The sequence below is a fragment of the Rouxiella sp. Mn2063 genome, from assembly GCF_049319665.1.
Lineage (GTDB): Bacteria > Pseudomonadota > Gammaproteobacteria > Enterobacterales > Enterobacteriaceae > JBMOUD01.
This window is the reverse complement of the sequence record NZ_JBMOUD010000003.1, coordinates 399,724-423,285: the sequence shown is the minus strand read 5'-3', so window position 1 is coordinate 423,285 and position 23,562 is coordinate 399,724. Positions and strand designations below refer to the sequence as shown.

Genomic DNA, 23,562 nt, shown 5'->3' with positions numbered 1-23,562 from the left:
GAACCTGAAAATTGTCTCAGGTAAAGGATGCAATCATGGAACAGCAACGCCGAACTGCGCACAACGGCTGGTATCACGAAACCCAAAGCAGCCAGCAAGAGCCTCGGTCTTTTGAACTCGGTGCTCAGCTCGTACAAGACCGCTTCCTTTTAGGACTAGATCAGGATATTGCGCCTTCACTGCGCCAAAACTTACAACAATATAGTGGTTTATTTGCAGCCTCACGTGCAGCCTATAACACGTTGTTCGCGGATGACATATTACTCTCCCGCAGCTGTACATTGTCTTTATATGACCGCCTGAGCAGTGCGTTAACGGTTGCTCAAGTGACTGGCATACAAGTCCTGTGTAGCCACTACGCTGCACGACTTGCACCTTTAGACAGTCCTGATGCCTCACGTGAAAGTAACATCCGCCAGACTCATATCACTCAATTTTCCCGACTCTTGGCAACTCAGCCAACATCAATCACTGCGGATATGTTGCACCAATTAGAAAATGTCGGCTTAAGTACAAAAGATATTGTTACATTTATTCAGCTAATTGGCTTTGTCAGTTACCAAGCTCGCGTATTAGCCGTTATTAATGCTGCGCGGGGTAAGCCTGCTGCCGTATTGCCTGGTTTTCCAGAGCCAGAAAATACCGAGCAACGAGGATTTTCACTACAGATGTTGCAATGGACATCGCGCTTGACGGAAATCAATTTACAACAGGCGACACATCAACAGCTCGATGCGTTAGATCTTAGCGCACCCAACGCTCGCTCCTCTTCGTTCTATCGTCTTCTGATACAAGACGAACGCCTGCTTGAAGAGTATTCAGCTATTTTTTCGCACATCATGCGAGGGGAAAACGGAGAAACTGGGCTTGTGCAAGAATTAGCAGCCACAACCACCTCGCGACTCAATGGTTGTTTATACTGCACTGGTATTCATGCGCGCGCTTATCTGGAGTTAGGGGGAGATAAACAGCAAATCACACGATTGTTTGATGAAAAAAACGGGGAACGTTACGCAACAATCGGCTCTAATGTACTACTCAATAATGTGGCGATACTGACAAGAACGCCACAGCGTTTCGATGCTAAAAGCCTAAATACCCTAATAGCTTCTGGTTATGATGATACCCAAAGCTTTAAAATCCTACTCACCAGTGCGCTTTTTAGCTGGGCTAATCGCTTAATCCAAACCTTAGGCAATGTTCACCCCGTAGCAAAGTGAATAAATAGCACGCAGCTGTGTGAAACATTTTATCCTCATGCTATCGCGCTAGAAACCACTATGTATGCCCAAGAAACTTCGAGTCCCAAATAAGCGGTAACAGAGAGACACATCGGTCAGAAACTGGTTGAAACAGCGCTCGCAGCGCCCCATTGGGGCGAAGCTCATGGATGAGCTGAGTCACCGCAACCAACACTTCGCAATGCAAAGTATGACGACTATAAAGCATGCTAATTTGCCGTTAGGCAGCTTAATCTGAGCAAATTATCAGAGTTACCAGCCTATATTATCTGCATAAGTACTACATTCCTCGTTTTATACATGAAATTTAGTGCTAAGTGGTCAGATAATAAACATCTTAATATTCTCTCATCCCTTACTTAATCCACTCGTAAAACCTTATTATTACAACACCCCATAAACAGTGACTTACGCAGACCAAAACAAGACAATAAAACAATAATACAGTCATATAAACTGCATTAATAAAATACAACAGCATATATAGCCATAAAAATTATGAGCATTATTTAATCAAAATAAAACAGTGCATATTTTCACATACCTAATTTTTAATTCTGCATAACAAATCGAATACAGTTTCATCAGCTTTGAAATGTTAAATGTAACAGAATATGTTAAAGTCCTTGCCTCAGTTACGAAGATAGGGAACATTACTTCCCCTCAATTCATCTTATAACAATGCAAAGCGTGCTCATCTCGCGCGACTTATGCCACACCAGTCTTTCAGACAGGAAAGAAAACAGAGGTCTACGTGTCAACAACCAACAAAATACCTAATGATCCGAATGCCAACGTTAGCGCATTCAAACAACCTAAGGCCTTCTACCTAATTTTCTCGATAGAGTTATGGGAACGTTTTGGCTACTACGGCCTACAAGGGATCATCGCCGTTTATCTGGTCAAAATGCTTGGCATGAGTGAAGCCGAGTCTATTACCCTGTTCTCATCATTTTTCGCCTTAGTTTATGGCTTCGTGGCGATTGGTGGTTGGCTCGGTGATAAGGTGTTAGGAACTAAACGCGTTATTGTGCTCGGCGCAATAATTTTAGCTCTCGGCTACACCTTCATTGCCTATTCTGGGCATAGCATATTCTGGGTTTACTTGGGTATGGCAACTATCGCCGTAGGTAGTGGTCTGTTTAAAGCCAACCCATCCTCTTTGCTTTCAACCTGTTACGCCAAGGACGATCCACGTCTTGATGGGGCGTTCACGTTGTATTACATGTCTATTAATATCGGCTCATTCTTCTCAATGCTGGCAACACCTTGGTTAGCAGCCAAATATGGTTGGAGCGTGGCATTTTCACTGAGCGTGGTTGGCATGTTAATTACGCTGGTTAACTTCATGTTCTGCCGCAAATGGGTAGCAAACCACGGTTCCAAGCCAGACTTCGCACCGCTGCAGTTCAATAAATTGCTGCTGGTATTAGCCGGGGTTGTTGTTCTGGTCTCCTTCTCTGTATGGTTGTTGCACAATCAAGAAATTGCCCGTTGGGCGCTGGCGATCATTACTCTCGTCATCTTCCTGATTTTTGCCAAAGAAGCTTTTGCGATGGAAGGTATTGCCCGCCGCAAAATGATTGTAGCTTTCATATTGATGTTAGAAGCTATCGTGTTCTTTGTGCTTTATAGCCAAATGCCAACGTCGCTCAATTTCTTTGCCATCCATAACGTTAACCACTCTGCGTTGGGTATTACTTTCGAGCCAGAACAGTTCCAGGCATTGAATCCATTCTGGATTATGGTTGCCAGCCCTATTCTGGCAATGATTTATGCCAAGCTAGGCGATCGTATGCCAATGCCGCATAAGTTTGCGATTGGGATGGTCTTATGTTCTTGTGCCTTCCTGGTTTTACCTTTAGGTGCCAGTTTTGCCAATCAGCAGGGGATTGTATCGATTCACTGGCTGGTCTTTAGCTATGCGCTACAAAGCGTTGGCGAGTTGATGATTTCTGGCCTCGGTCTGTCTATGGTTGCCCAATTAGTTCCACAACGCTTGATGGGCTTTATCATGGGTGCATGGTTCCTGACCAGCGCGGGTGCTGCCATTATTGCCGGTAAAGTCGCAGCGCTGACTGCTGTTCCTTCAGATATTACCGATGCGCATGCTTCGCTGGCGATTTATAGCCATGTGTTTATGCAGATTGGTATTGCTACCGCGGTTATTGCCGTTCTGATGCTGTTGACTGCGCCACGCCTGAATCGCATGACTCTCGACAATGTAGGCGGAAAGTAACAGAGTAAAGACGCAAGCCTTCTCTTACTGAAACGCTCCTAAGCAGGGGCGTTTTTTTATCAACACATCATTTCATCTGCCCCCCACACAAATTATTCCAGGAAAAAAAACTCATGTGTTTTAGTAAGACACAAAATGATGCTTAAAAACTCGGGTAAATATCGTCTTATCTTGCCAACATCGTCTATTGCATGAACGATGCTGTTTGTTATTTGCCCCACCAGATTTTTACTCAATATTTTTATTGTGTTAATCATCGTATTAGCCAAAAATGCTAAACCGACTCGAAAAAAACATAAAGAAATAACCCTCCCCTATCAATCAATTCCAGGATGATCGCATGCAGAAAAGAAAAGTCTTGGATGAAGGGCGACAGCTCAAAAGACTGAACGCAGAGACTCGCAAACAAGCCCATGTCCATAAATGGTTTGCCATTATTGCCGCTCTGGATTTTATCTTGGTATTTTTCTACGACCGTGATATTCGCAATCTATTGTTCTCGGGTGCGGTCTGTTTAGTCTGTACTTTCTTGTGGTTGCGAGGTCGCCATCGTTCCAGACGTTATCGTCGCGAATACCTTGAAAAATATCAGCACAAGCAAGATACGACGTGAATAATCGGGGCATTTCCTAGCATTTAACATCCTAGCTTGTTCTGCTATTTTATCTTATAGATGCAAATACATTGGCTTAGAAAGTCAGGCTTCATACTGGCTGAACTCGCCTTTTAACACCACACTCGGTGCGCTGTTGGTTATTTAGTCGAATAAAACACTAAATCCTGCACATAAGTACTGACAACTTATTGTTTTTAAAAAAACTCAAACAACTACAATATTCTTCATCATCGATAGGTAATAATCGTCCGAAGGCTTTAGTTGTTCAAGTTGGTTACGCGTAGGTTACTGAACCTACGCATTTTTCTCTGCTCGGGGTAGTAGCACATGTGGAATGACATTAATGTATGCCAGGCAGTCTTAGATGCGCTTAGCGAAGCTACCGTTTTAAAAGATGATAAGCGCAAATTGGTGTTCATTAATCAAAAAGCCTGTGAACTCTACGGCCTATCGCGTGAGGAGTTAATCGGTAATGAGCAGTCCTTTTTTACCGATGAAATCCAGAGAGCTCGCCAGAGAGACCGCGATATAGAGGTACTCAACACCGGTGTTAAAAGCGTTGCCGAAGAAACATTGATCGATGCTAACGGTAAGCGACGAACCGTTTTAGTACGTAAGAATCGGTTAGTGCTGCAAGAGAAAAAATACATTTTAACCTCCATCATGGATATTTCGTTACAGCGAAACTCTGAAGCTCAAATCCGTTATTTAGCCCGTAATGATGTGCTGACTGGCCTGCCTAATCGCACTTCGCTCAATGATGAATTGGCTCAAATCGCCGCACGCCAACTACACCACCCCAAGCCTTATACGTTGATGTTGCTTAATATTAATGACTTTAATTACATCAACATTAATTATGGCTATCAGGCAGGTGATGCCATTTTATGTGAATTTGCCCACCGGCTACGCTCGCTGATTGGTTTTACTGGCAACGTCTCACGTATTGGTGGCGATGAGTTTTCGATAGTGCTGCACAATGCTCCCACTCAGGATGCCGTGAATTGCCTTGCTAAAGATATTTTAAAGCTCATGCGCCATCCGTTTAACCTGACACGAGCCAATCCATTGCTGACGATCTCCTTTGGTATTGTCATGTTTGGCGTAGAGAACATTACCGCTGGAGAAATCATGCGCCGCGGGAATACTGCGTTGCTTGAGGCGAAAAAACGCGGCAAGAATGCGTTTTCTTTTTATTCAGAGTTGATGGATAGCAGTAGCGTAACGAAAAGGATCATGGTGAAAGCGTTGGCCGAATCGCTGTCTAAACAAGGGGATTTAACCTGCGCTTACCAACCTATTTTGCGCAGCCGTGATGAACGAGTCGTAGGTGTTGAAGCATTAGCACGCTGGACTCATGATGAATTGGGCATCGTCTCCCCGGTTGAGTTCATCACGCTTGCTGAAGAAACTGGCATGGTCACCCATCTTGGGGAAATCATTTTGCGTCAGGCTTGTCGCGATTTAAAAGCATTCCCGCATCTGACCCTCGCTATTAATGTTTCTCCGGTACAATTAGGTGAAATCGATTTTGCCGATAGAATTCTCTCATTGCTTAATGAAGAACAATTTCCGTCCAAACGGCTGGAGTTGGAGTTAACAGAAACTGCGGTGATGAACGCCAACTCTGTCAGCCTGACTCATTTGATACATTTGCGCAAAGCGGGGGTGAAAATCTCGCTGGATGATTTTGGCACAGGATATTCAAGTTTAAGTTTACTGAAGGATATCTCGGTAGATTCAGTAAAAATCGACCGCTCATTTGTACAATATGTAACCGAAGTGAATGATACAGCGGCTATTGTCTCCGCCGTATCGCAGCTTGGCAATAAAATGAACCTTAATGTCATCGCCGAAGGCGTTGAGAATCACCGACAAAAATCCTTCCTGATATCTGTCGGATGCTCGCATCTGCAAGGTTTTTTATTCTCACGCCCGGTGCCAATCGGCAGTTTACAAACATTGCTTGATGAACATTCAAAACTCCTTGCTAGCAATGATGATTAGCAAAAGCTGTTCTGTTGCCCCCCATATTCTGAGCACATAAGCATTATCAATATCACCGCGAGTGTTATTAAATCATTCCATTGGCGACAGCCTCTGATTTACCGCAGACTAGTCGCATGCTGTTAATCAGCCATTCACCGACGAGTTTCATATTATGCCCCACACTGCGTTTTATTTGCTGCCAAGTTTGCCTCCGGCCTTGTATCCCGTTCGGGATATGACTGCGGAATGCCAAGCATTGCGCCAAAGAATAGACGTAGGTCCTAAAGTTGGGAAACAGAAGAAACTCTCACTCATTTGATCAGGCCATGTCCTGTCAAATGAGATAACAGGACGCCGGTGGACTATATCAATTTTAAACACCTTATCCTGACAGTCTCTTTGACAGTTCTTGGTCACTAAGGAGACGTTATGTCGACATTTTCAGGTATATGGGTTCCATTGGTTACACCTTTTCAGCAAGGTGAGATTGATTACCCTGCGCTGACGCTTTTGTGCCAACAGATGATGCAACAAGGGGTTGATGGCGTCGTGGTTTGCGGCACCACTGGCGAAGCACCGATGCTAAGTAAAGAAGAGCAATTGCAGGTGCTAGATGCCGTGCTGGACGTGGTACCTGGTAAGCAAGTGATTATGGGATTATCCGGCACGCATATGCCCACGGTTCTGGCAATGCAACAGGCTATCGAGCAACGCTCTATTGCTGGTGTGCTGATTCCCGCGCCCTATTATATCCGACCTTCCCAAGCGGCATTAGCAGCCTGGTTTACCCAATTGGCGGATAATTCAAGTGTGCCTGTGGTGCTTTATAATGTGCCTTATCGTACCGGCATTCATTTAGAGCTTGAGACTATTTTGCAGCTCGCTGGTCACCCGAGAATCGCTGCTATCAAGGATTGCGGTGGCAGTATCGACATGACTCTTTCTTTGATTGCCGACGGACGCCTTGATGTATTATGTGGTGAAGATACTCAAATACTCTCAACATTATGTTTAGGCGGAACCGGCGCAATTGCTGCTTCTTCTCATCTCTATCCTGAGCGTTTCGTTCGTCTGATCCAGCAAGTAAAATCTGCCGATCTTGCCGCGGCACGACAGACATTTTATAGCATGTTGCCACTGATCCGTCTGATGTTCTCAGCGCCGAACCCCGCTGCAATCAAATATGCGCTGTCATTACAAGGGATAATGCAAAACGAACTGCGCGCGCCAATGTTGGCAGCACCAGCCGAAATTGAAGCGACAATACGTGATTATCTCAATAACCAGCAATAATGATGGCGTTTTGCGAGACATTGCTAACCAATGGAAAAAAACATAATTTTTTTACCAATATGTATGATTTAGCACTGACTTTTTTGCTCAGGGTCACTAGGATAAGCGTAGAATTTACTGCTGCTGTCGCTCTATGTAAAAGCTGTCTATTTAAACAGACAGCCCATTCTACTAGAGAGCCAGCAGATAAACATGGATTAGCATCTTACCCAATAAGCACTGAGATACCGGTAGCATGCAATCGCACAGCTTCCCTGTATCTTTGAGTATGACGGGTATCACCCCTTGGAGATTGTATGAAACTGTATTACAAAGCCGGTGCCTGTTCTCTTTCGCCACACATTATTCTTCGCGAAACAGGTTTGGATTTCAGTATTATTCGTGTTGACCTGGCGACAAAGAAAACCGAACAAGGTGATGACTTCCTGCAGGTTAACCCTAAAGGACAGATTCCTACGTTGCTGCTTGATGATGGCACTATTCTGACCGAAGGTGTGGCTATCGTGCAGTACCTGGCCGATCAAAAACCAGACCGCAAATTGATGCCAGAAGTCGGTTCTATTGCTCGTTATCACGCCCTGGAATGGCTGAATTATATTGCGACTGAATTGCACAAAGGCTTCAGCCCGCTGTTCAATCCAAAAACACCTGATGAGTTTAAAGTTGTCACTCGTGAGGCGTTGGATAAGAAGTTTGCTTATGTTGACTCACAGTTGGCGGGAAAAACTTTCTTGCTGGGTAATCATTTCAGCGTTGCTGATGCTTACCTGTTTACCGTGATGGGCTGGGCGAAGGGGCTGAAATTTGACCTGAGCGCACTGAATAACCTCAACAACTATCTGGATCGCGTTGCCGCACGTCCAGCTGTTGATGCAGCCCTGTCTGCCGAAGGCTTGAAATAAAGACCCCAGGCTAATAAATACTAAAAATAAAACGCCCCGAGGATAATACGGGGCGTTTTACTGTTGGCAGATCTGGCTGTAAAGAAAAACAAACCGGGCCTACAGTTTTACCGCTGGGAAATGGTGTTGAGGATTAACCATTTGATCCTGTGCGGCAACCACCTGAAGCTCGTACTCACCCATTTCATGGGTTTTCAGCATCACTTCATAAACTGCTGCCGTAACATGCTCAAGCGCTTTATCCAAAGCTTCGCCTTTGAGTAGATTCACTAGCAATAAACCACTGGTTAAATCACCGACACCAACGGGCTGACGTTCGCCAAAGTCTACCAAAGGGCGTTCTATATGCCACGCCTGCTCAGCGCTGACCAACAGCATCTCAAAGCGATCGCGATGATAACCGGCACGGCTAAGGTGCTTAACCAAAATGATTTTTGGTCCCTTAGCAATAAGCTCACGAGCACAATTTACTGCTTGCTCAACACTCTCTATGGTATGTCCGCTGAGCATTTCTAACTCCAGCAGATTAGGTGCCATCACATCGCAGTTAATTAATGATTGCTGACAGTGAAAATCCGTTACACCGGGTGCGACGATGCAGCCTTTTTCCGGATGTCCCATTACAGGATCGCAAAAGTACCACGCATCAGGATTAGCGGCTTTCACCTGTTTGACGATTTGTAAAATATGCTCTCCCTGTTCGGAAGATCCAATATACCCACTTAGAACCGCATCACAGGTCTGCAACCGACCAATGTCCGCAATTCCCTGCACAATTTCTGATAAGTGACTTGCGGGCATCACGCAGCCGGTCCAATGTCCATATTGCGTATGATTAGAAAACTGTACTGTGTTCAATGGCCAAACATTAACGCCCATACGGCGCATAGGAAATTCAGCAGCGCTGTTTCCCGCGTGGCCATAAACGGTATGAGATTGAATAGAGAGAATATTTTTCATGAAAAGTCCGATGCCGACGTCATCAGAGTGATGGCGTAAAAAGCCGAAGCGAATAAAAATTTAGCCACAGTGGATCCCTTCCTCTGTGGCTGACACTGTTACTTCCAGTTGATTAAGCAGTAGTTCTTTTTGCCGCGACGCAACAGCGTATAGCGACCAAACAAGCGGTCTGCATCACTGAATTTGTACTCTGGAGAGTCCTGCTTTTCACCATTTAAAGTAATAGCTTTTGAACTAATCATGGTACGAGCCTGACCACGCGAAGGCACTAACTCTGCTGCAACCAGCGCTTGTTGCAGATCCGCATCCGCCTCAAGTTCAATACTTGGCATACCGTCTTGTGCAAGTTGTGCAAAATCGGCTTCGGTCATATCACTCAACGCGCCGGAGAACAGACTGTCAGTAATACGGCGAGCTGCGGCCAACCCTTCTGCACCATGAACCATGCCAGTAACTTGCTCTGCCAGCACATATTGCGCCCGCGGCGCTTTGCCACTGTTTTTATCTTCTTCTTCCAGTGCGTTGATATCTTCAATGCTCATAAAGGTGAAGAATTTCAGGAAGCGATACACATCCGCATCTGCGGTGTTGATCCAGAACTGGTAAAACTTATATGGGCTGGTTTTCTTCGGATCTAACCATACTGCGCCACCCTCGGTTTTACCGAATTTAGTGCCGTCAGATTTAGTGATCAAAGGAACGGTCAAACCAAAGACCTGCTTCTGGTGCAAGCGGCGGGTTAAATCGATACCAGAGGTAATATTACCCCACTGGTCAGAGCCACCGATCTGCAATTCAACTTTATGCAAATCGTATAAAGATGAGAAATCGTAACCTTGCAGCAAGTTATAAGAGAATTCGGTAAAGGAAATACCGCTATCATCGCGGTTCAGGCGCTGTTTTACCGCTTCTTTGTTGATCATCTGATTAACAGAGAAGTGCTTGCCGATATCGCGCAGGAAGGTCAGCACATTCATGCCACCAAACCAGTCGTAGTTGTTCGCCGTAATTGCGCTATTGTCGCCGCAGTTGAAATCCAGGAATGGAGAAACCTGCTGGCGAATTTTTTCGACCCACTCACCAACAGTTTCATTGGTGTTGAGCTTACGTTCGGTTGCTTTAAAGCTTGGGTCGCCAATAAGGCCCGTCGCTCCGCCAACCAACGCTACCGGTTTATGACCGTCAAGCTGGAAACGTTTTAGGCATAATAAAGGCACCAGATGCCCCAAATGCAAGCTGTCTGCGGTAGGGTCGAAACCGCAATACAGTGCAATTGGCCCTTGCGCCAGTCGCTCTGCTAACGCGTTTTCATCCGTTACCTGGGCAATGAGGCCCCGCTCTTGCAATTGTTTAATCAGGTTGGTGCTTGCCATCCAAGACTCCGCTTTTAAAAAATTAAAGGTGATAAAAATTATGCCAATGTGCAATGGGCATAAGCGAGCTGGTTTGCTCTACGCATATTTTATGATGCATATGCCCCATAATGCTCAGACCCACAATGTATCAGTTTTATGCTGCATTAGTTTTGCGGCCAATAGAATAAAGCGCCTGCGATGCAAGCGCTAGGATTTCGCGCAAATTTCGTTGTTTTAAGGGGCAAGTCGGTCTATTTGCCACTGTGGGTTCTCATCTTTAGCGTCATCATTCGCCAGTCGCTGGTAAATAAAGCGGTCATGCAGGCGATTTTCGCCACCTTGCCAAAACTCCATAGAGTTTACTTTGACACGGAATCCCCCCCAAAACGTTGGCAATGGCACTTCGCCCTTGCTGAATTTTTGTTTGAGTTCAAGGAACTTGCCTTCTAATACACCGCGCGCAGAGATACGGCTTGATTGCTGTGAAACCCACGCGGCTATCTGGCTGTCTTTTGGCCGACTGGTAAAGTATTTCATTACTTCAAGGGTAGAGAGCCGTTCAGCTTCCCCTAAAACGATCACTTGCCTGTCCAGCATGTGCCAAGGGAATAGCAAACTAATTTTAGGGTTATGGCCCAGTTGCTGCGCTTTACGACTGCCTAGGTTAGTATAGAAAACCAATCCCCGTTCATCATAATGTTTAAGCAGCACAATACGTTGGTATGGTTGACCATGTTCATCAACTGTACTGACGCACATCGCTGTCGGGTCAGCAATTTTCGCTTCGCAAGCCTGTTTGAGCCAGCGTTCAAATAGCGGCAGTGGCTGCTCCGTCAGGTCATTTCTACGGAGTCCGCCACGCGTGTATTCGCGTCGCGATTGAGCGACATCAAATTGATTACTTTCAGACATCTAGACTCTCTTCTTATTAAATCAGTAGCGGGGACTATGTTTGTCGTTATCGCTATACTGCACCTGGCAAATCAGGATCACAATGCCGATGATTTACCAGAGAGAAAAATCGTTAAAATAGCTAATGGTGCCGCGTGCAATGGCGCTTCAATACCATTGCGATGCAATACCATCATCTATAATTCACTCATCTACAATTCAATACAATCATCGACGATCACCGCACCATCACGCTCAACAAAAGCTGTACGCCCTTTCGACCAGAAGGTATAGCGGCTATCGCTATACTTCGCGCCAGAAGCCGCTACGACCTGGTTCAATTGCAATTGTTGGCCATCGAACAAGAAAGAAACCTGCTGTTTGGTACTATTAGATGTCACTGTCAGTGGCAACGTACCGCATTGGTAATGCACGACTGTACTACTTTGCGGAGGATGAGAGCCTTGATTTGCACATCCCACCAGCGCAAAGGCGCATAACGCTAATATGGTCTTTTTCATCTTTTCACTCCTATTTTTAGGGGAAGCTGATTCAAACAACCGGATAAATTGCCCCTAATACGGTTTCTTGGCTAGCACCAGTTACCGAAGGAAGGTTCCCTGATTGCCCAGACATTGTTCTAAATGCCAGCCAAGCAAAAGCTAACGCTTCCATGTCATCACCGCTAATACCAAAAGCATCGGTTGTACACACTTCAGTTCCTGGCAATAACGCAGAAAGGCGAGCCATCAATAGCGGATTACGTGCGCCGCCGCCACATACCATTAAACGATCGCATCCTCCAACCAATTGGACTTGCTCTGAAATGCTAGTTGCAGTCAATTCTGCCAATGTCGCCTGCACATCCTCTGCAAGTAGCGCAGGGTAATTTCCCAACTGTCGGGTTAACCAAGCCTGATTAAAGTATTCGCGCCCTGTGCTCTTCGGTGCAGGTGCAGAGAAATAAGGATCGGCGAGCATTTGTTGCAATAACGGCCGACAAACCTGCCCCTGGCTAGCCCATTGCGCATCTTTATCATAGGGCAGCGACCGATTACGCCATATCCAGGCATCCATCAGCATATTACCCGGGCCGGTGTCATAACCACGAACAGCTTGCCCCGGCAATAACATGGACAAATTGGCTATACCACCAATATTGAGGATGATTCGACGTTCAGCAGCATCGGCCAAAAGTGCTTGGTGAAAAGCTGGAACAAGCGGTGCGCCCTGACCTCCCCATGCCATATCGCGGCGACGGAAATCACCGACGGTAGTGATCCCGGTGAGCGCTGCCACTCGATTATTATCACCAAGTTGCATTGAAAAAGTAACGTCGCCTTTGGGTTGATGCCAAACCGTCTGACCATGACAGCCAACGGCCGTGATTTCTTCGGGAGAAATACCACACTGATCCAGCAGTCCTTGAACGGCTTGTGCAAACAAAATACCCAGTTGAGTATCGAGTTCGCCTACTTGCGCTAATGTCACTTGCTGTCCCTGACACATACCCAGAATGGCCGTCTTAAGTGCAATAGGAATAGGATGCGAGTAGGTCGCCTGTTGGGCAACTAACCTTTCATCGATAGCGGCCAGTACGACATCTATACCATCAAGACTGGTTCCTGACATTACGCCTATGTAGCGACCTGATTTCATCGATCATCTCCTCACACCTTGGTCTGTATTCAGCCAAACAGTGCTATTGGTTACGTGCAGTTATGTTGATTAGAATTAAACAAGATTATGTCAGTAAAACGCTGTTTTATCTGATTTTTTATCAAAAACGTGATGAGTTCGCTTATTTTTCATTCATTATTACAACGATTAAAATAAATGTTACATTAGGAGATAATTCTCACGAATTCCTGTCGAAAACTTAAACCACCGTTTATCATTAGTTGAAGAGTGAAAAGATAGGATTAACTCCAGAAAGAGTTATTGCGTGATACGCACCCTCAACAGTGAAGTTGAACCGTGTAATTAATCTAAACGCAATCATGGTGTTATGCTTATATTGCGGGTACAAATTAGGAGCTATTTATGATGAAGCGTTTTTTGGTTGTTGCACTCGCGGGACTGACATTGGCGGGTTGTGCGAATGATAACACCCTGTCTGGTGACGTCTATTCGTCTTCTCAAGCGAAACAAGTGCAAAGTGTCAGTTATGGTACTTTAGTGGCTGTTCGCCCAGTGCAAATTCAAGACGACAATAACCAGAACATTATTGGGACATTAGGTGGCGCCGTTCTTGGTGGCTTCCTGGGTAATACTGTCGGTGCAGGTACTGGGCGCAGCCTGGCAACCGCAGCGGGCGCCATTGCTGGCGGCGTAGCAGGACAAAGCATCGAAAGTGGGCTGAGCCGCTCTAATGCCGTCGAGCTGCATATTCGTAAAGATGATGGCAACACCATCATTGTGGTACAGAAAACCGGTAAGTCACAATACTCGGTTGGTCAGCGTGTCACATTGGCAACCAGCGGCAGCAGCGTAACCGTTGCACCGAGCGTCTAATTTTGATGCTGGCGTAATCTACTCGCCGAATGATACAGCCGATACAAAAAAGAAAAACCGAAGGCCAAAGCCTTCGGTTTTTTTATGATTGTGGTACCGCGTTGCTATTCATCATGTCCATGTCGCTGGTACTTTTCTTTTGTTAGTTCTTTTGTTGCAATGCCACAATATTTTTTTCTAACGCCGCTAACATACCTGACAGCCACTCGATATCTTTGGACGATATGCCAAAAACGATTTCTCGGCGAGTCTCCTCTATCACAGTTTCCATCTGGTTGATAATCGGCGCAGCCTCTTCCGTGAGCTTGATACGTTTAGCACGGCGATCGTTGGCGCAAGTATGGCGGGTAATCATGCCTTTCTCTTCCAACTGATCCAGCGTCCTTACTAATGATGGCTGCTCAATCCCGATAGCTTTAGCTAACTGGATTTGCGACTGCTCTGGCGGTAACTTATTGATATTATGCAAAGTTACCCAGTGTGTTTGCGTCAATTCGAGTGGCTTTAGCCGCTCATCAATCAACGCGCGCCAAGCACGAACCAATCGTGCTAGATCTGAACCCAAATTTAATTCCAATTACCCCTCCTCATAATTAGCATGCTAAGATAGCCTACTAAATTTTAGCCTAGTTTACCGAACTTTATGTGTGGATTTGCAAATGTTTTGATTAAAAACTGAATGTAATTAATTAGCGAATGCTACTTAAATACAATCAAACAGATCCACTAGACTTGATATATGTATAACACAATCACCAGTAGAGATTAATCGTGTGATTACGCAAATCCTTCATTCAGGCTTCCCGCTTTCCGATTTGGTATTCGGAGCGTCACTCTATTTCCCACCTATTTTTAAAGCATTTTTAGTTGGTCTGATATTTTGGTTAATCATTCATCGTCTTTCCCGTGACTGGATTTATTCCGGTAATGTTTGGCATCCGACACTAATGGACTTGTCTATATTCGTCATATCAATTGGCATAGCCGTATTACTATTGGTACATGAGTGAGAAATGAAATACAAAACCCTGCAGTACTTCTCAACATTATTGGTTTTCACAGTGGCATTATGCGTCGGTTGGTGGATCTGGAATTATTATATGCAATCCCCTTGGACCCGCGACGGTAAGGTTCGTGCCGAATTGGTGGACATCACACCTGAAATTTCAGGGCGAATTATCGATATTGCCGTACATGATAATCAATACGTCAAAGCTGGGTCGTTACTGTTTACCCTCGATCCTGTTCCCTTTCAAATCGCATTAGATAACGCGCAAGCCGAAGTAGCAAAAGCTTCCGCAGAACTTGATAAAGCAAATCATGAAGCCCAGCGTCGTCGAGGATTAGCTAATAACGTTATTTCTGCTGAATCTTTAGATACAGCTAATTTGACAGCTAAGTCAATGCAGGCAGCCTACCAATCTTCTCAAGCCAATCTCGAGCAATCTAAATGGAACTTAAGTAAAACAAAAATTTATGCGCCCACAGATGGGTATATAACTAATTTACAAACTCGCAAAGGAAACTACGCTATTGCAGGCACGCCTTTAGTTGCCTTAGTTGATATTCATTCTTTCTATGTATTGGGATATTTCGAAGAAACTAAACTCAAGCATATTAAAGTCGGCGATAAAGCCAATATTACTCTATATAACGGTAATTACCCTATTGATGGGCAAGTAGAAAGTATAGGTAGAGCCATCTATGACCAAAGTGTGGAAAGCTCAGCAGGACTATTAGTTGATGTGAAACCAAATGTGCCTTGGGTCAGATTAGCGCAACGCGTTCCCATCCGAATCAAATTGCTTCATGTTCCGGCTGATGCCCTGCTCGTTGCTGGCACCAGCTGTAATATATCGATTCACAACTAAAGGTCATTTTAGTGAATCTCTCTTGGTTACAATGGAACAAGACACTTTGGGGAAGAGCTACAGCCAGTCAATGGCGCTATGCCCTACGCAACTCCATCGCTATGTGTCTGGCATTATGGCTGGCCTTTGTCCTTGAATTAGATGAACCATACTGGGCCTTTACATCAGCGGCAGTGGTCAGCTTTCCAACCGTTGGCGGTGTAATTAGTAAAAGCATTGGTCGAATCATTGGCAGCGTAATAGGGGCTTGTGCGGCCGTATTGATCGCTGGACATTGCTTAAATGATCCTTGGCTATTTAGCTTAGCGATAGCAAGTTGGCTGGGGTTTTGTACTTATATTGCCAACCAAAATCAAAATAATGTGGCTTATGCCTTTGCTCTTTCTGGGTATACCGCGGCAATTATTGCGTTTTCTACCGTCAACGTAACGGATACCGGACAAATTTTCGATATTGCACAGGCGCGTGTATGTGAAGTCATTATTGGTATTCTCTGTGGTGGATTTATGATGATGCTACTGCCGAGCACCTCGGATGGTGATGCATTATTAACTTCACTTCGGCGTATGCATAATCAGTTGTTAGAGCACGCTAAACTGCTCTGGCTTGAAGATAACAACAGTCAGATTCGGTATTCTCATCAAAATCTAATTAGCCAAATATTGACCATGAATCTGTTGCGTATCCAGGCTTTCTGGAGCCACTACCGCTTACGTAAACAAAACAATCTGCTCAATTATCTTCTGCATCAACAGCTCGGCATGACCAGTGTTATCTCAAGTATCAGGCGAATGATGCTCAATTGGCCTGACTCACCCAAGAATCTCAACGAGGTATTACAACAACTGCTTCATGAATTGAGTTCTCCTGACACCAATAAGTATCGCCTGGCTAAAATTCTCGTACAGATAAAACCTCATAACAGTGCCGATTTTCGTCATCAAGCTTTCTGGACTCGCTTGCATGATTTTTGCTGGCTATATCTGCGCACGGAACATTGGTTACAACGGGTTGAGAATGCCAATGTGGCGGAAGTTTTATTACTCGTTGCGCCAAAAGCCAGCAAATTAACCCGTCATACCGATAGTTATGAAGCCGCGTGGAGTGGCTTACGTACCTTTGTTTGTATTCTGATTGCCTGCGCTTACTGGATAAACACCCAATGGAATTCAGGGGGAGCCGGTGTGACCTTAGCAGCCATCGGCTGTGTGCTGTATTCTTCAACCGCATCACCAATAAATAGCATTACCTTGTTGATCAAATCCTTACTGGTGCTATTTATTGCCTGCTATATGATTCGTTTTGGGTTAATGGTGCAATTCGACGATTTATGGGCATTTTACATCCTGCTATTTCCCATTCTCATTACGATGCAAATGATGAAACTCCAGGACAAAACACGAGCCGCATTATGGGGACAATTAATTGTCTTTAGCGGCTCTTTTCTTGAAATGACCAATCCCCCGGTTTACGACTATTCAGCTTTCATTAATGATGGATTAGCAAAAATAGCTGGCGTTATGTTGGCGGGCGTCGCGTTTCAATTATTACGCCCCAGCTCTGACAAACGTAAAAGCCGTCGAATTATTCAAGCGCTGCGTCGAGACTTTATCGATCAACTCAGCCGCCGGCCGCAGTTATCCCACTTACAGTTTGAATCATTGATTTATCACCGTATTAGTCAGCTCAACCAGAGCAACGATCAAATTTCTCGTGACTGGTTATTACGTTGGGGGGTTGTACTACTCAATTGCAGCCATGTCGTGTGGCAATTACGCAAATGGGAAACTCGCTCCGACCCGCTGTCAGCAGTTAAGAATACCTGTATACACTGTCTGAAAGGCATTATGACCGAACGCGGCGTCAGTCATCCGGTATTGGATGCCAGTTTGCGCGAATTACAGCGTATTAGTGAGGCGCTTGCACAACATCATAATGAGTCAGCAAAAGAGTTAGCTGGACTGATATGGCGACTTTACTGCTCACTTTCGCAGTTACAGTTATCGATTTCGACAGAAGAGAAACTCGCTGAGCAAAAAACGGACTTATCCGATCCTTCTGGTAAGCCCGCATAATGATGATTTTATTAAAGACAATAACAAATATCAGCCGTTCATTACGGTACGTCGTAACCTAGCGCCGCCTTGCGAATGCGGAACCATTGCTGGCGATTCATATCCAAATCCAAGGCTTTAAGCGCCGACTTCACTCGTTCAATTCTTCCCGAACCGATGATAGGCAAAGGCTGAGAAGGTAAGCGCATGATCCAGACATAAACCACCTGCTCAATATTTTCAGCGCCAATTTCTTGCGCTACGGCGGTCAGTTCATCTCGTAATGCCTGGAATTGCGGGTCCTTGAACAAGCTGCCGCCACCAAGGCATGACCAAGCCATAGGTTTAATGCGCAGTTGCTGGCATTGATCCAATGTGCCATCCAAAATAGCAGGCTGGTGCGTAGGCGAAATTTCAACCTGATTAGTTACCAAAGCGAACGGCAGACGCGATTGTAATAACGTAAACTGTGTCGGGGTAAAGTTTGACACGCCAAAGTGCTTTACCTTGCCGCTTTGGTGTAATGAGGTGAAGGCTTCAGCAACGTCATCGGCATCCATTAGTGGGTCAGGACGATGGATTAGCAATAGATCAAGATTATCAGTATGTAAGTTTGTCAGCGACTTTTCAGCCTGCGCGATAATATACTCACGGTCGGTGATATAGTGACCAATGTGATTTTTAGGGTCAGCTTTTGTGGCAATGCCACATTTACTGACCAACTGCATTTGCTGGCGCAGCGCTGGCTTTAAACGCAGCGCTTGGCCAAAAGCAGCCTCACATTGATAGCCACCATAAATATCAGCATGATCGGCTGTGGTGATACCAAGTTCAACATGCTGCTCAATAAAAGTGAGCAACTGTTGTGGAGTCATATCCCATTCCATCAGCCGCCAATAGCCACAAATCATCCGCGAAAATTCTGGGCCAATCGCAGCCAGCTTAGTACGATGTTCCATCCTACATTACCTCTCATTATTAGATTTTTAATAGCGTACAGCATCCTAGTCTAATGCTTATTTAAATAGCGAGGTGGGATTTAAAATAATGAGGGTTGTTCTGGTGATACATCGTCATCCGCTGCTTTGTTTACCCGTTTAAGACGTAAGAAACGCTGGTGGCATAAACGCAGTACGTGACGCTTTTCAACGTCGTTCATACTCATCCATTGAAAACGCTCTTCCCTGCTGCGAAAACAGCCTCGGCAAAAGCCATTCGGTCCGGCCTGGCAAATACCACGACAAGGGCTAGGGATGTCGAAAAACTCGAGCTGTTGTGCCACAATTCCTCCGTCTTGCGAGAACATACCCAATAGGCGTTCATACAGTAGAATGACAAATCGCTCCTACGCTATGAAATGTGTCGGATATAGACTTTTATTGAAGACGTTTTACTCTAAACGTGCAAGCCACATCTTGCTTACATTTTTATTTACACTGATTATTGACCTAGACCGCTCGGTCTATTACTCTACAACACATGAACAAAATAGAATCTTCGCATACTGATACCCGAGAACATCTGCTAGCAACAGGTGAAGCACTGAGCTTGCACCTCGGTTTCACCGGCATGGGCCTGACGGAGTTATTAAAAACAGCCGTGGTGCCTAAAGGATCGTTTTATCACTACTTCAAATCCAAAGAGGCTTTTGGAGAAGCGATGATCAAACGCTACTTTGATAAGTATGATGCACATCTCGAAGCCTTATTTAGCAACCCGAAAGGTAATCAGCGACAGCATTTGCTGAGTTACTACGCTATGACCATCAGCAACTTTTGTAGTAGTGAATGTCATACAGCTTGCCTTGCTGTCAAAGTTTCAGCAGAAGTGAGTGACTTATCAGAGCCAATGCGGCATGTCTTAGAACAAGGCACCAGCAAAGTAATAAAACGCCTGCAACATGCTCTTGAGAAAGGAATTGAGGAAGGATCATTACGTATTCCTTTTTCGCCCCCCGTTGCTGCAGAAGCACTCTATTCCCTGTGGCTTGGCGCATCACTGCGCGCAAAGGTTAAGCATTCTGTTACGCCCTTATCTGCCGCAATGGAATGTGTAGAACAATTTTTACAACCACCAGGTACTGAATTTTAACGCTGAATTAGCGTGACAACGTCACTAGTAAGTTAACCATCTTTACTATATGGTTTTATAAAACACCACCTAGACGACCAGTCTATTTATTCCAGGAGTTATCATGACCAAGCTTTTTACGCCTCTTGTTGTTGGCAAAAAAACCTTACCAAATCGTGTATTTATGGCGCCATTGACCCGTCTGCGTAGCATCGAGCCCGGCGATATCCCTACTCCACTGATGGGCGAATATTACGCGCAACGTCATAGCGCAGGGTTGATTATCAGTGAAGCAACTCAAATTTCGGCCCAAGCTAAAGGCTATGCCGGTGCACCTGGATTGCATTCACCAGAGCAGACTGCTGCCTGGAAGAAAATTGTAGCTGGTGTCCACGCTAAACAAGGCCATATGGCCGTGCAATTGTGGCACACAGGCCGTATTTCTCACGCCAGCTTACAGCCGGGCAATCAGGCTCCTGTAGCCCCTTCTGCTATTAATGCCGAAACACGTACCAGCTTACGTGATGAAAATGGCCAAACATACCGCGAAGATTGCTCTACTCCACGCGCACTAGAAACCAGTGAAATCCCTGGTATCGTGAACGATTTCCGCAGCGCCATTGCCAATGCCCGTGAAGCTAACTTCGACTATATCGAATTGCACGGCGCACACGGTTATTTGCTGCATCAATTCCTGTCTCCTGCCTCTAACCAACGTACCGATCAATACGGTGGAAGCATTGAGAACCGCACTCGCCTGACATTAGAGGTTGTTGATGCAGCCATCGCAGAAATTGGCGCAGACCGCGTAGGTATTCGTATTTCGCCAATGGGCCCATTCAACGGCTTGGATAACGGTGAAGATCAGGAAGAAGCAGCACTCTATCTGTTGGATGAGTTGAACAAACGTCATCTGGCTTACCTGCATATTTCAGAACCAGACTGGGCCGGTGGTAAAGCCTATACCGAAGCATTCCGTAAACAAATCCGCGCGCATTATAGCGGCGTGATTGTTGGTGCCGGTGCTTATACCGCAGAGAAAGCGGAAGAGTTGATTGAGAAAGGCTATATCGATGCGGTGGCATTTGGCCGTAGCTATATCGCCAACCCAGATCTGCTAGAACGTCTTAAAGCTCATGCGCCACTTAACGAACCTAAACCAGAAACTTTCTACGGCGGCGGTGAAGAAGGATATACCGATTACCCAACCTTGTAATCGCACTGTAGCACTGGAACAATGCTAATGAGTTTTGCGGCAGCCGTTTGTTACCCTCAACGGCTGCCGCTTTTTTACTTCTGACTATTACTACTCACGTTGATAATTAGGGAGCCTCAATGCGTTTACTTCATACCATGCTTCGCGTCGGTGACTTGCAACGCTCTATTGATTTCTATACCCAAGTTTTGGGCATGCGTTTAGTGAGAACACGCGAAAATGCCGAATATAAATACACCGTTGCCTTTGTCGGTTATACCGAAGAAAGTGAAGGTGCAGTTATTGAGTTGACTTACAACTGGGGCGTCGATAGCTACGATCTTGGCAGTGCCTTTGGTCATCTGGCATTAGGTGTCGATAACGTGGCACAAACCTGCGATGAGATTCGCCAAGCAGGAGGTAAGGTCGTTCGCGAAGCCGGCCCGGTAAAAGGCGGGGCGAGTATTATTGCCTTTGTCGAAGACCCTGATGGTTACAAAATCGAATTGGTCGAATCCAAACAGGCAAAGTAAAACATCAATAAAGACGCACCCAATAAACTCTGACAGCCAAGATTTGATTAGACTATCCCGCCGAAAGGTCTTGGCTACTGGTTTTCTCCCTTCTCTACCTGCATCTGGCGTAAAAGTTTGCCATAATGCGCGCTGAATTCGTTAAAGATAAGAAGCTGATGGCTGATAAAAGTGACTCTAACGCCTTGCGAGGCCGTTTTCGTGGGTTCTATCCCGTAGTAATTGATGTAGAAACCGCCGGTTTCAATGCCCAGACAGATGCATTATTAGAAATTGCCGCTGTAACATTACGCATGGATGATGGCGGCTGGATTGAAAATGACGAGACGCTGCATTTTCACGTAGAACCTTTTGAGGGTTCAATTTTGCATCCTGAAGCCTTAGCATTCAACGGCATTGATCCTACCAATCCACTACGTGGTGCGGTCAGCGAATATGACGCGTTGCATGCCATCTTCAAGGCCATTCGCAAAGGGATGAAAGAGCAGAACTGCAATCGGGCGATTATCGTTGCGCATAACGCTAATTTTGATCATAGCTTCCTGATGGCTGCTGCTGAGCGGGCGGGTTTAAAACGCAATCCATTCCACCCTTTTGCAACTTTTGATACCGCAGCGTTAAGCGGCTTAGTATTAGGCCAAACGGTATTAGCAAAAGCCTGTATTAGCGCAGGGATTGCTTTTGATAGTTCTCAGGCGCACTCAGCACTATACGATACTGAGCAGACTGCTCATCTTTTCTGCGAATTAGTCAATCGCTGGAAACGTCTCGGTGGTTGGCCTTTGCCGATAGCACCAGAAGATATCCGTGATGATGAAAATACGCCCTCACAGGATATCGATTAAGAGCGATAATCCAGCCCCGCAGCAAAAGTGACGTACACGACAAAAAAATGAGCGGCTCATGGCCGCTCATTTTTTCAAACCCAAACAGCTTATTCTGGCTGCTCTTCTTTTGATTTGTATTTTTCAGCAGTTTCTTTGATCAGTTGCTGCAGTTCACCGCGTTGATACATTTCAATTACGATATCGCAGCCGCCAACCAGTTCACCGTCGACCCACAGCTGTGGGAACGTTGGCCAGTTAGCAAATTTTGGCATCTCAGCACGGATGTCTGGATTTTGCAGAATATCAACATAAGCGAAACGTTCACCACAGGCAGAAAGCGCCTGAACCGCCTGAGCTGAGAAACCACAGCTTGGCAATTTAGGTGAACCTTTCATATAAAGCAGGATTGGATTTTCAGAAACCTGCTGCTGAATTTTTTCAATAGTCGTGGTCATTTTTTGCTTCCTCAAGCCATCAATAGGCTGTCACGGTCATTACTCAAACTTGTGCAGAGACTACAACACGTTTATACCCTGCAACTTGAAGTATGATGGGTATAGGTCTGCATAGGTAAACGATATCTACTTACATTTTAATTTATGCTAATGACTACTGCTAATCGACATAAATTTAGTCAGATAAAAGCATCGTTTTTTCTTATCACTATTGTAACGATGACCGAGGCAAGATATAACGCCATTTTTTGTGTGGTTTTTATTGACCCTCGTCTTTAGGCTGGTAAAGTCATGCATCGAGAGCCAAAAAACAGGCATTATATTGTTATCTACTATCTATATAGCAAAGTTCGACAGATCCGAAGTTCGCTGTGTTTATGTGCTAACACTCTGAAATTTGAGTTAACTTCGAACGATTCATGCTGCATTTATCAGCAAAAAAAAAGATATTAACTTTTTCTCACAATATGATCTAGAATCGAAGCAATTCATGCTGTTTTACGCCCCGCTTTTGGGGAATACTGTAACATCTGTGATGTTTAACCTTGGACACTATC

The 23,562-nt window shown here is 45.2% G+C and carries 23 protein-coding genes; 14 read left to right on the top strand and 9 right to left on the bottom strand.

Annotated elements, in window-relative coordinates:
- The first annotated feature begins 35 nt into the window (after positions 1–35).
- The 6 genes from ACL9RG_RS07375 (at position 36) to gstA (ending at position 8,280) form a co-directional block, all read left to right on the top strand.
- Positions 36–1,220: a CMD domain-containing protein gene (locus tag ACL9RG_RS07375; RefSeq protein ID WP_422791943.1), complete on the top strand. Its 1,185-nt coding sequence runs from the start codon at positions 36–38 to the stop codon at positions 1,218–1,220.
- 775 nt (positions 1,221–1,995) lie between these two features.
- A complete protein-coding gene (gene dtpA, locus ACL9RG_RS07370) occupies positions 1,996–3,480 on the top strand; it encodes a dipeptide/tripeptide permease DtpA (RefSeq protein WP_422791942.1) in 1,485 nt (494 codons plus the stop codon).
- Positions 3,481–3,820: 340 nt separating this feature from the next.
- Positions 3,821–4,093 (top strand): hypothetical protein, encoded by a 273-nt coding sequence (locus ACL9RG_RS07365; protein WP_422791941.1) that lies wholly within the window; start codon positions 3,821–3,823, stop codon positions 4,091–4,093.
- A gap of 330 nt (positions 4,094–4,423) precedes the next feature.
- Positions 4,424–6,103, top strand: a complete 1,680-nt coding sequence (locus ACL9RG_RS07360; RefSeq protein ID WP_422791940.1) for an EAL domain-containing protein — start codon at positions 4,424–4,426, stop codon at positions 6,101–6,103.
- Positions 6,104–6,514: 411 nt separating this feature from the next.
- Positions 6,515–7,378 carry a 4-hydroxy-tetrahydrodipicolinate synthase gene (gene dapA, locus ACL9RG_RS07355; RefSeq protein WP_422791939.1) on the top strand — a complete coding sequence of 288 codons (864 nt, stop codon included), beginning with the start codon at positions 6,515–6,517 and terminating at the stop codon, positions 7,376–7,378.
- Positions 7,379–7,674: 296 nt separating this feature from the next.
- The gene (gene gstA / locus ACL9RG_RS07350; protein ID WP_422791938.1) at positions 7,675–8,280 is read left to right on the top strand and encodes a glutathione transferase GstA; all 606 of its coding nucleotides are present in this window, start codon (positions 7,675–7,677) and stop codon (positions 8,278–8,280) included.
- Positions 8,281–8,379: 99 nt separating this feature from the next.
- Here the strand turns inward: gstA and pdxY are convergent, their stop codons facing one another.
- The 5 genes from pdxY to anmK all read right to left on the bottom strand — a co-directional run bounded on the left by pdxY (position 8,380) and on the right by anmK (position 13,145).
- On the bottom strand, positions 8,380–9,240 hold the full coding sequence (gene pdxY, locus ACL9RG_RS07345) for a pyridoxal kinase PdxY (protein WP_422791937.1): 861 nt from the start codon (positions 9,238–9,240) through the stop codon (positions 8,380–8,382).
- Positions 9,241–9,338: 98 nt separating this feature from the next.
- Positions 9,339–10,613, bottom strand: a complete 1,275-nt coding sequence (tyrS, locus tag ACL9RG_RS07340) for a tyrosine--tRNA ligase (protein WP_422791936.1) — start codon at positions 10,611–10,613, stop codon at positions 9,339–9,341.
- Between the two features lie 216 nt (positions 10,614–10,829).
- Positions 10,830–11,507 carry a pyridoxamine 5'-phosphate oxidase gene (gene pdxH, locus ACL9RG_RS07335; RefSeq protein ID WP_422791935.1) on the bottom strand — a complete coding sequence of 226 codons (678 nt, stop codon included), beginning with the start codon at positions 11,505–11,507 and terminating at the stop codon, positions 10,830–10,832.
- A 191-nt stretch (positions 11,508–11,698) separates the two neighbouring features.
- Positions 11,699–12,007: an MliC family protein gene (locus tag ACL9RG_RS07330; protein WP_422791934.1), complete on the bottom strand. Its 309-nt coding sequence runs from the start codon at positions 12,005–12,007 to the stop codon at positions 11,699–11,701.
- A 31-nt stretch (positions 12,008–12,038) separates the two neighbouring features.
- A complete protein-coding gene (anmK, locus tag ACL9RG_RS07325) occupies positions 12,039–13,145 on the bottom strand; it encodes an anhydro-N-acetylmuramic acid kinase (RefSeq protein ID WP_422791933.1) in 1,107 nt (368 codons plus the stop codon).
- A gap of 384 nt (positions 13,146–13,529) precedes the next feature.
- Between anmK and ACL9RG_RS07320 the strand changes: the two genes are divergently transcribed.
- Positions 13,530–14,000: a glycine zipper 2TM domain-containing protein gene (locus tag ACL9RG_RS07320; RefSeq protein ID WP_422791932.1), complete on the top strand. Its 471-nt coding sequence runs from the start codon at positions 13,530–13,532 to the stop codon at positions 13,998–14,000.
- Positions 14,001–14,142: 142 nt separating this feature from the next.
- On the opposite strand, the gene slyA is transcribed toward ACL9RG_RS07320, so the two are convergent.
- Positions 14,143–14,577: a transcriptional regulator SlyA gene (gene slyA, locus ACL9RG_RS07315; protein ID WP_422791931.1), complete on the bottom strand. Its 435-nt coding sequence runs from the start codon at positions 14,575–14,577 to the stop codon at positions 14,143–14,145.
- 196 nt (positions 14,578–14,773) lie between these two features.
- Here slyA and ACL9RG_RS07310 point away from each other — a divergent pair, with 196 nt between their 5' ends.
- From ACL9RG_RS07310 to ACL9RG_RS07300, 3 genes are read left to right on the top strand one after another with little or no spacing between them, the layout of a single operon-like run.
- Complete coding sequence (locus ACL9RG_RS07310; RefSeq protein WP_422791930.1) at positions 14,774–15,010, top strand: DUF1656 domain-containing protein; 237 nt, start codon at positions 14,774–14,776, stop codon at positions 15,008–15,010.
- Positions 15,011–15,013: 3 nt separating this feature from the next.
- The gene (locus ACL9RG_RS07305) at positions 15,014–15,871 is read left to right on the top strand and encodes an efflux RND transporter periplasmic adaptor subunit (protein WP_422791929.1); all 858 of its coding nucleotides are present in this window, start codon (positions 15,014–15,016) and stop codon (positions 15,869–15,871) included.
- An 11-nt stretch (positions 15,872–15,882) separates the two neighbouring features.
- Positions 15,883–17,946, top strand: a complete 2,064-nt coding sequence (locus ACL9RG_RS07300) for an FUSC family protein (RefSeq protein ID WP_422791928.1) — start codon at positions 15,883–15,885, stop codon at positions 17,944–17,946.
- Positions 17,947–17,987: 41 nt separating this feature from the next.
- On the opposite strand, the gene ACL9RG_RS07295 is transcribed toward ACL9RG_RS07300, so the two are convergent.
- On the bottom strand, positions 17,988–18,884 hold the full coding sequence (locus tag ACL9RG_RS07295; protein ID WP_422791927.1) for an aldo/keto reductase: 897 nt from the start codon (positions 18,882–18,884) through the stop codon (positions 17,988–17,990).
- 80 nt (positions 18,885–18,964) lie between these two features.
- On the bottom strand, positions 18,965–19,207 hold the full coding sequence (locus tag ACL9RG_RS07290; RefSeq protein ID WP_422791926.1) for a DUF1289 domain-containing protein: 243 nt from the start codon (positions 19,205–19,207) through the stop codon (positions 18,965–18,967).
- 197 nt (positions 19,208–19,404) lie between these two features.
- Between ACL9RG_RS07290 and ACL9RG_RS07285 the strand changes: the two genes are divergently transcribed.
- From ACL9RG_RS07285 to rnt, 4 genes are all read left to right on the top strand, one after another.
- The gene (locus ACL9RG_RS07285; protein ID WP_422791925.1) at positions 19,405–20,016 is read left to right on the top strand and encodes a TetR/AcrR family transcriptional regulator; all 612 of its coding nucleotides are present in this window, start codon (positions 19,405–19,407) and stop codon (positions 20,014–20,016) included.
- 103 nt (positions 20,017–20,119) lie between these two features.
- Positions 20,120–21,211 (top strand): alkene reductase, encoded by a 1,092-nt coding sequence (locus ACL9RG_RS07280; RefSeq protein WP_422791924.1) that lies wholly within the window; start codon positions 20,120–20,122, stop codon positions 21,209–21,211.
- A gap of 119 nt (positions 21,212–21,330) precedes the next feature.
- A complete protein-coding gene (gloA, locus tag ACL9RG_RS07275; RefSeq protein WP_422791923.1) occupies positions 21,331–21,723 on the top strand; it encodes a lactoylglutathione lyase in 393 nt (130 codons plus the stop codon).
- Between the two features lie 125 nt (positions 21,724–21,848).
- Positions 21,849–22,568, top strand: a complete 720-nt coding sequence (gene rnt / locus ACL9RG_RS07270; protein ID WP_422791922.1) for a ribonuclease T — start codon at positions 21,849–21,851, stop codon at positions 22,566–22,568.
- 89 nt (positions 22,569–22,657) lie between these two features.
- Here the strand turns inward: rnt and ACL9RG_RS07265 are convergent, their stop codons facing one another.
- Positions 22,658–23,005 carry a Grx4 family monothiol glutaredoxin gene (locus ACL9RG_RS07265; protein WP_422791921.1) on the bottom strand — a complete coding sequence of 116 codons (348 nt, stop codon included), beginning with the start codon at positions 23,003–23,005 and terminating at the stop codon, positions 22,658–22,660.
- Positions 23,006–23,562 lie beyond the last annotated feature (557 nt).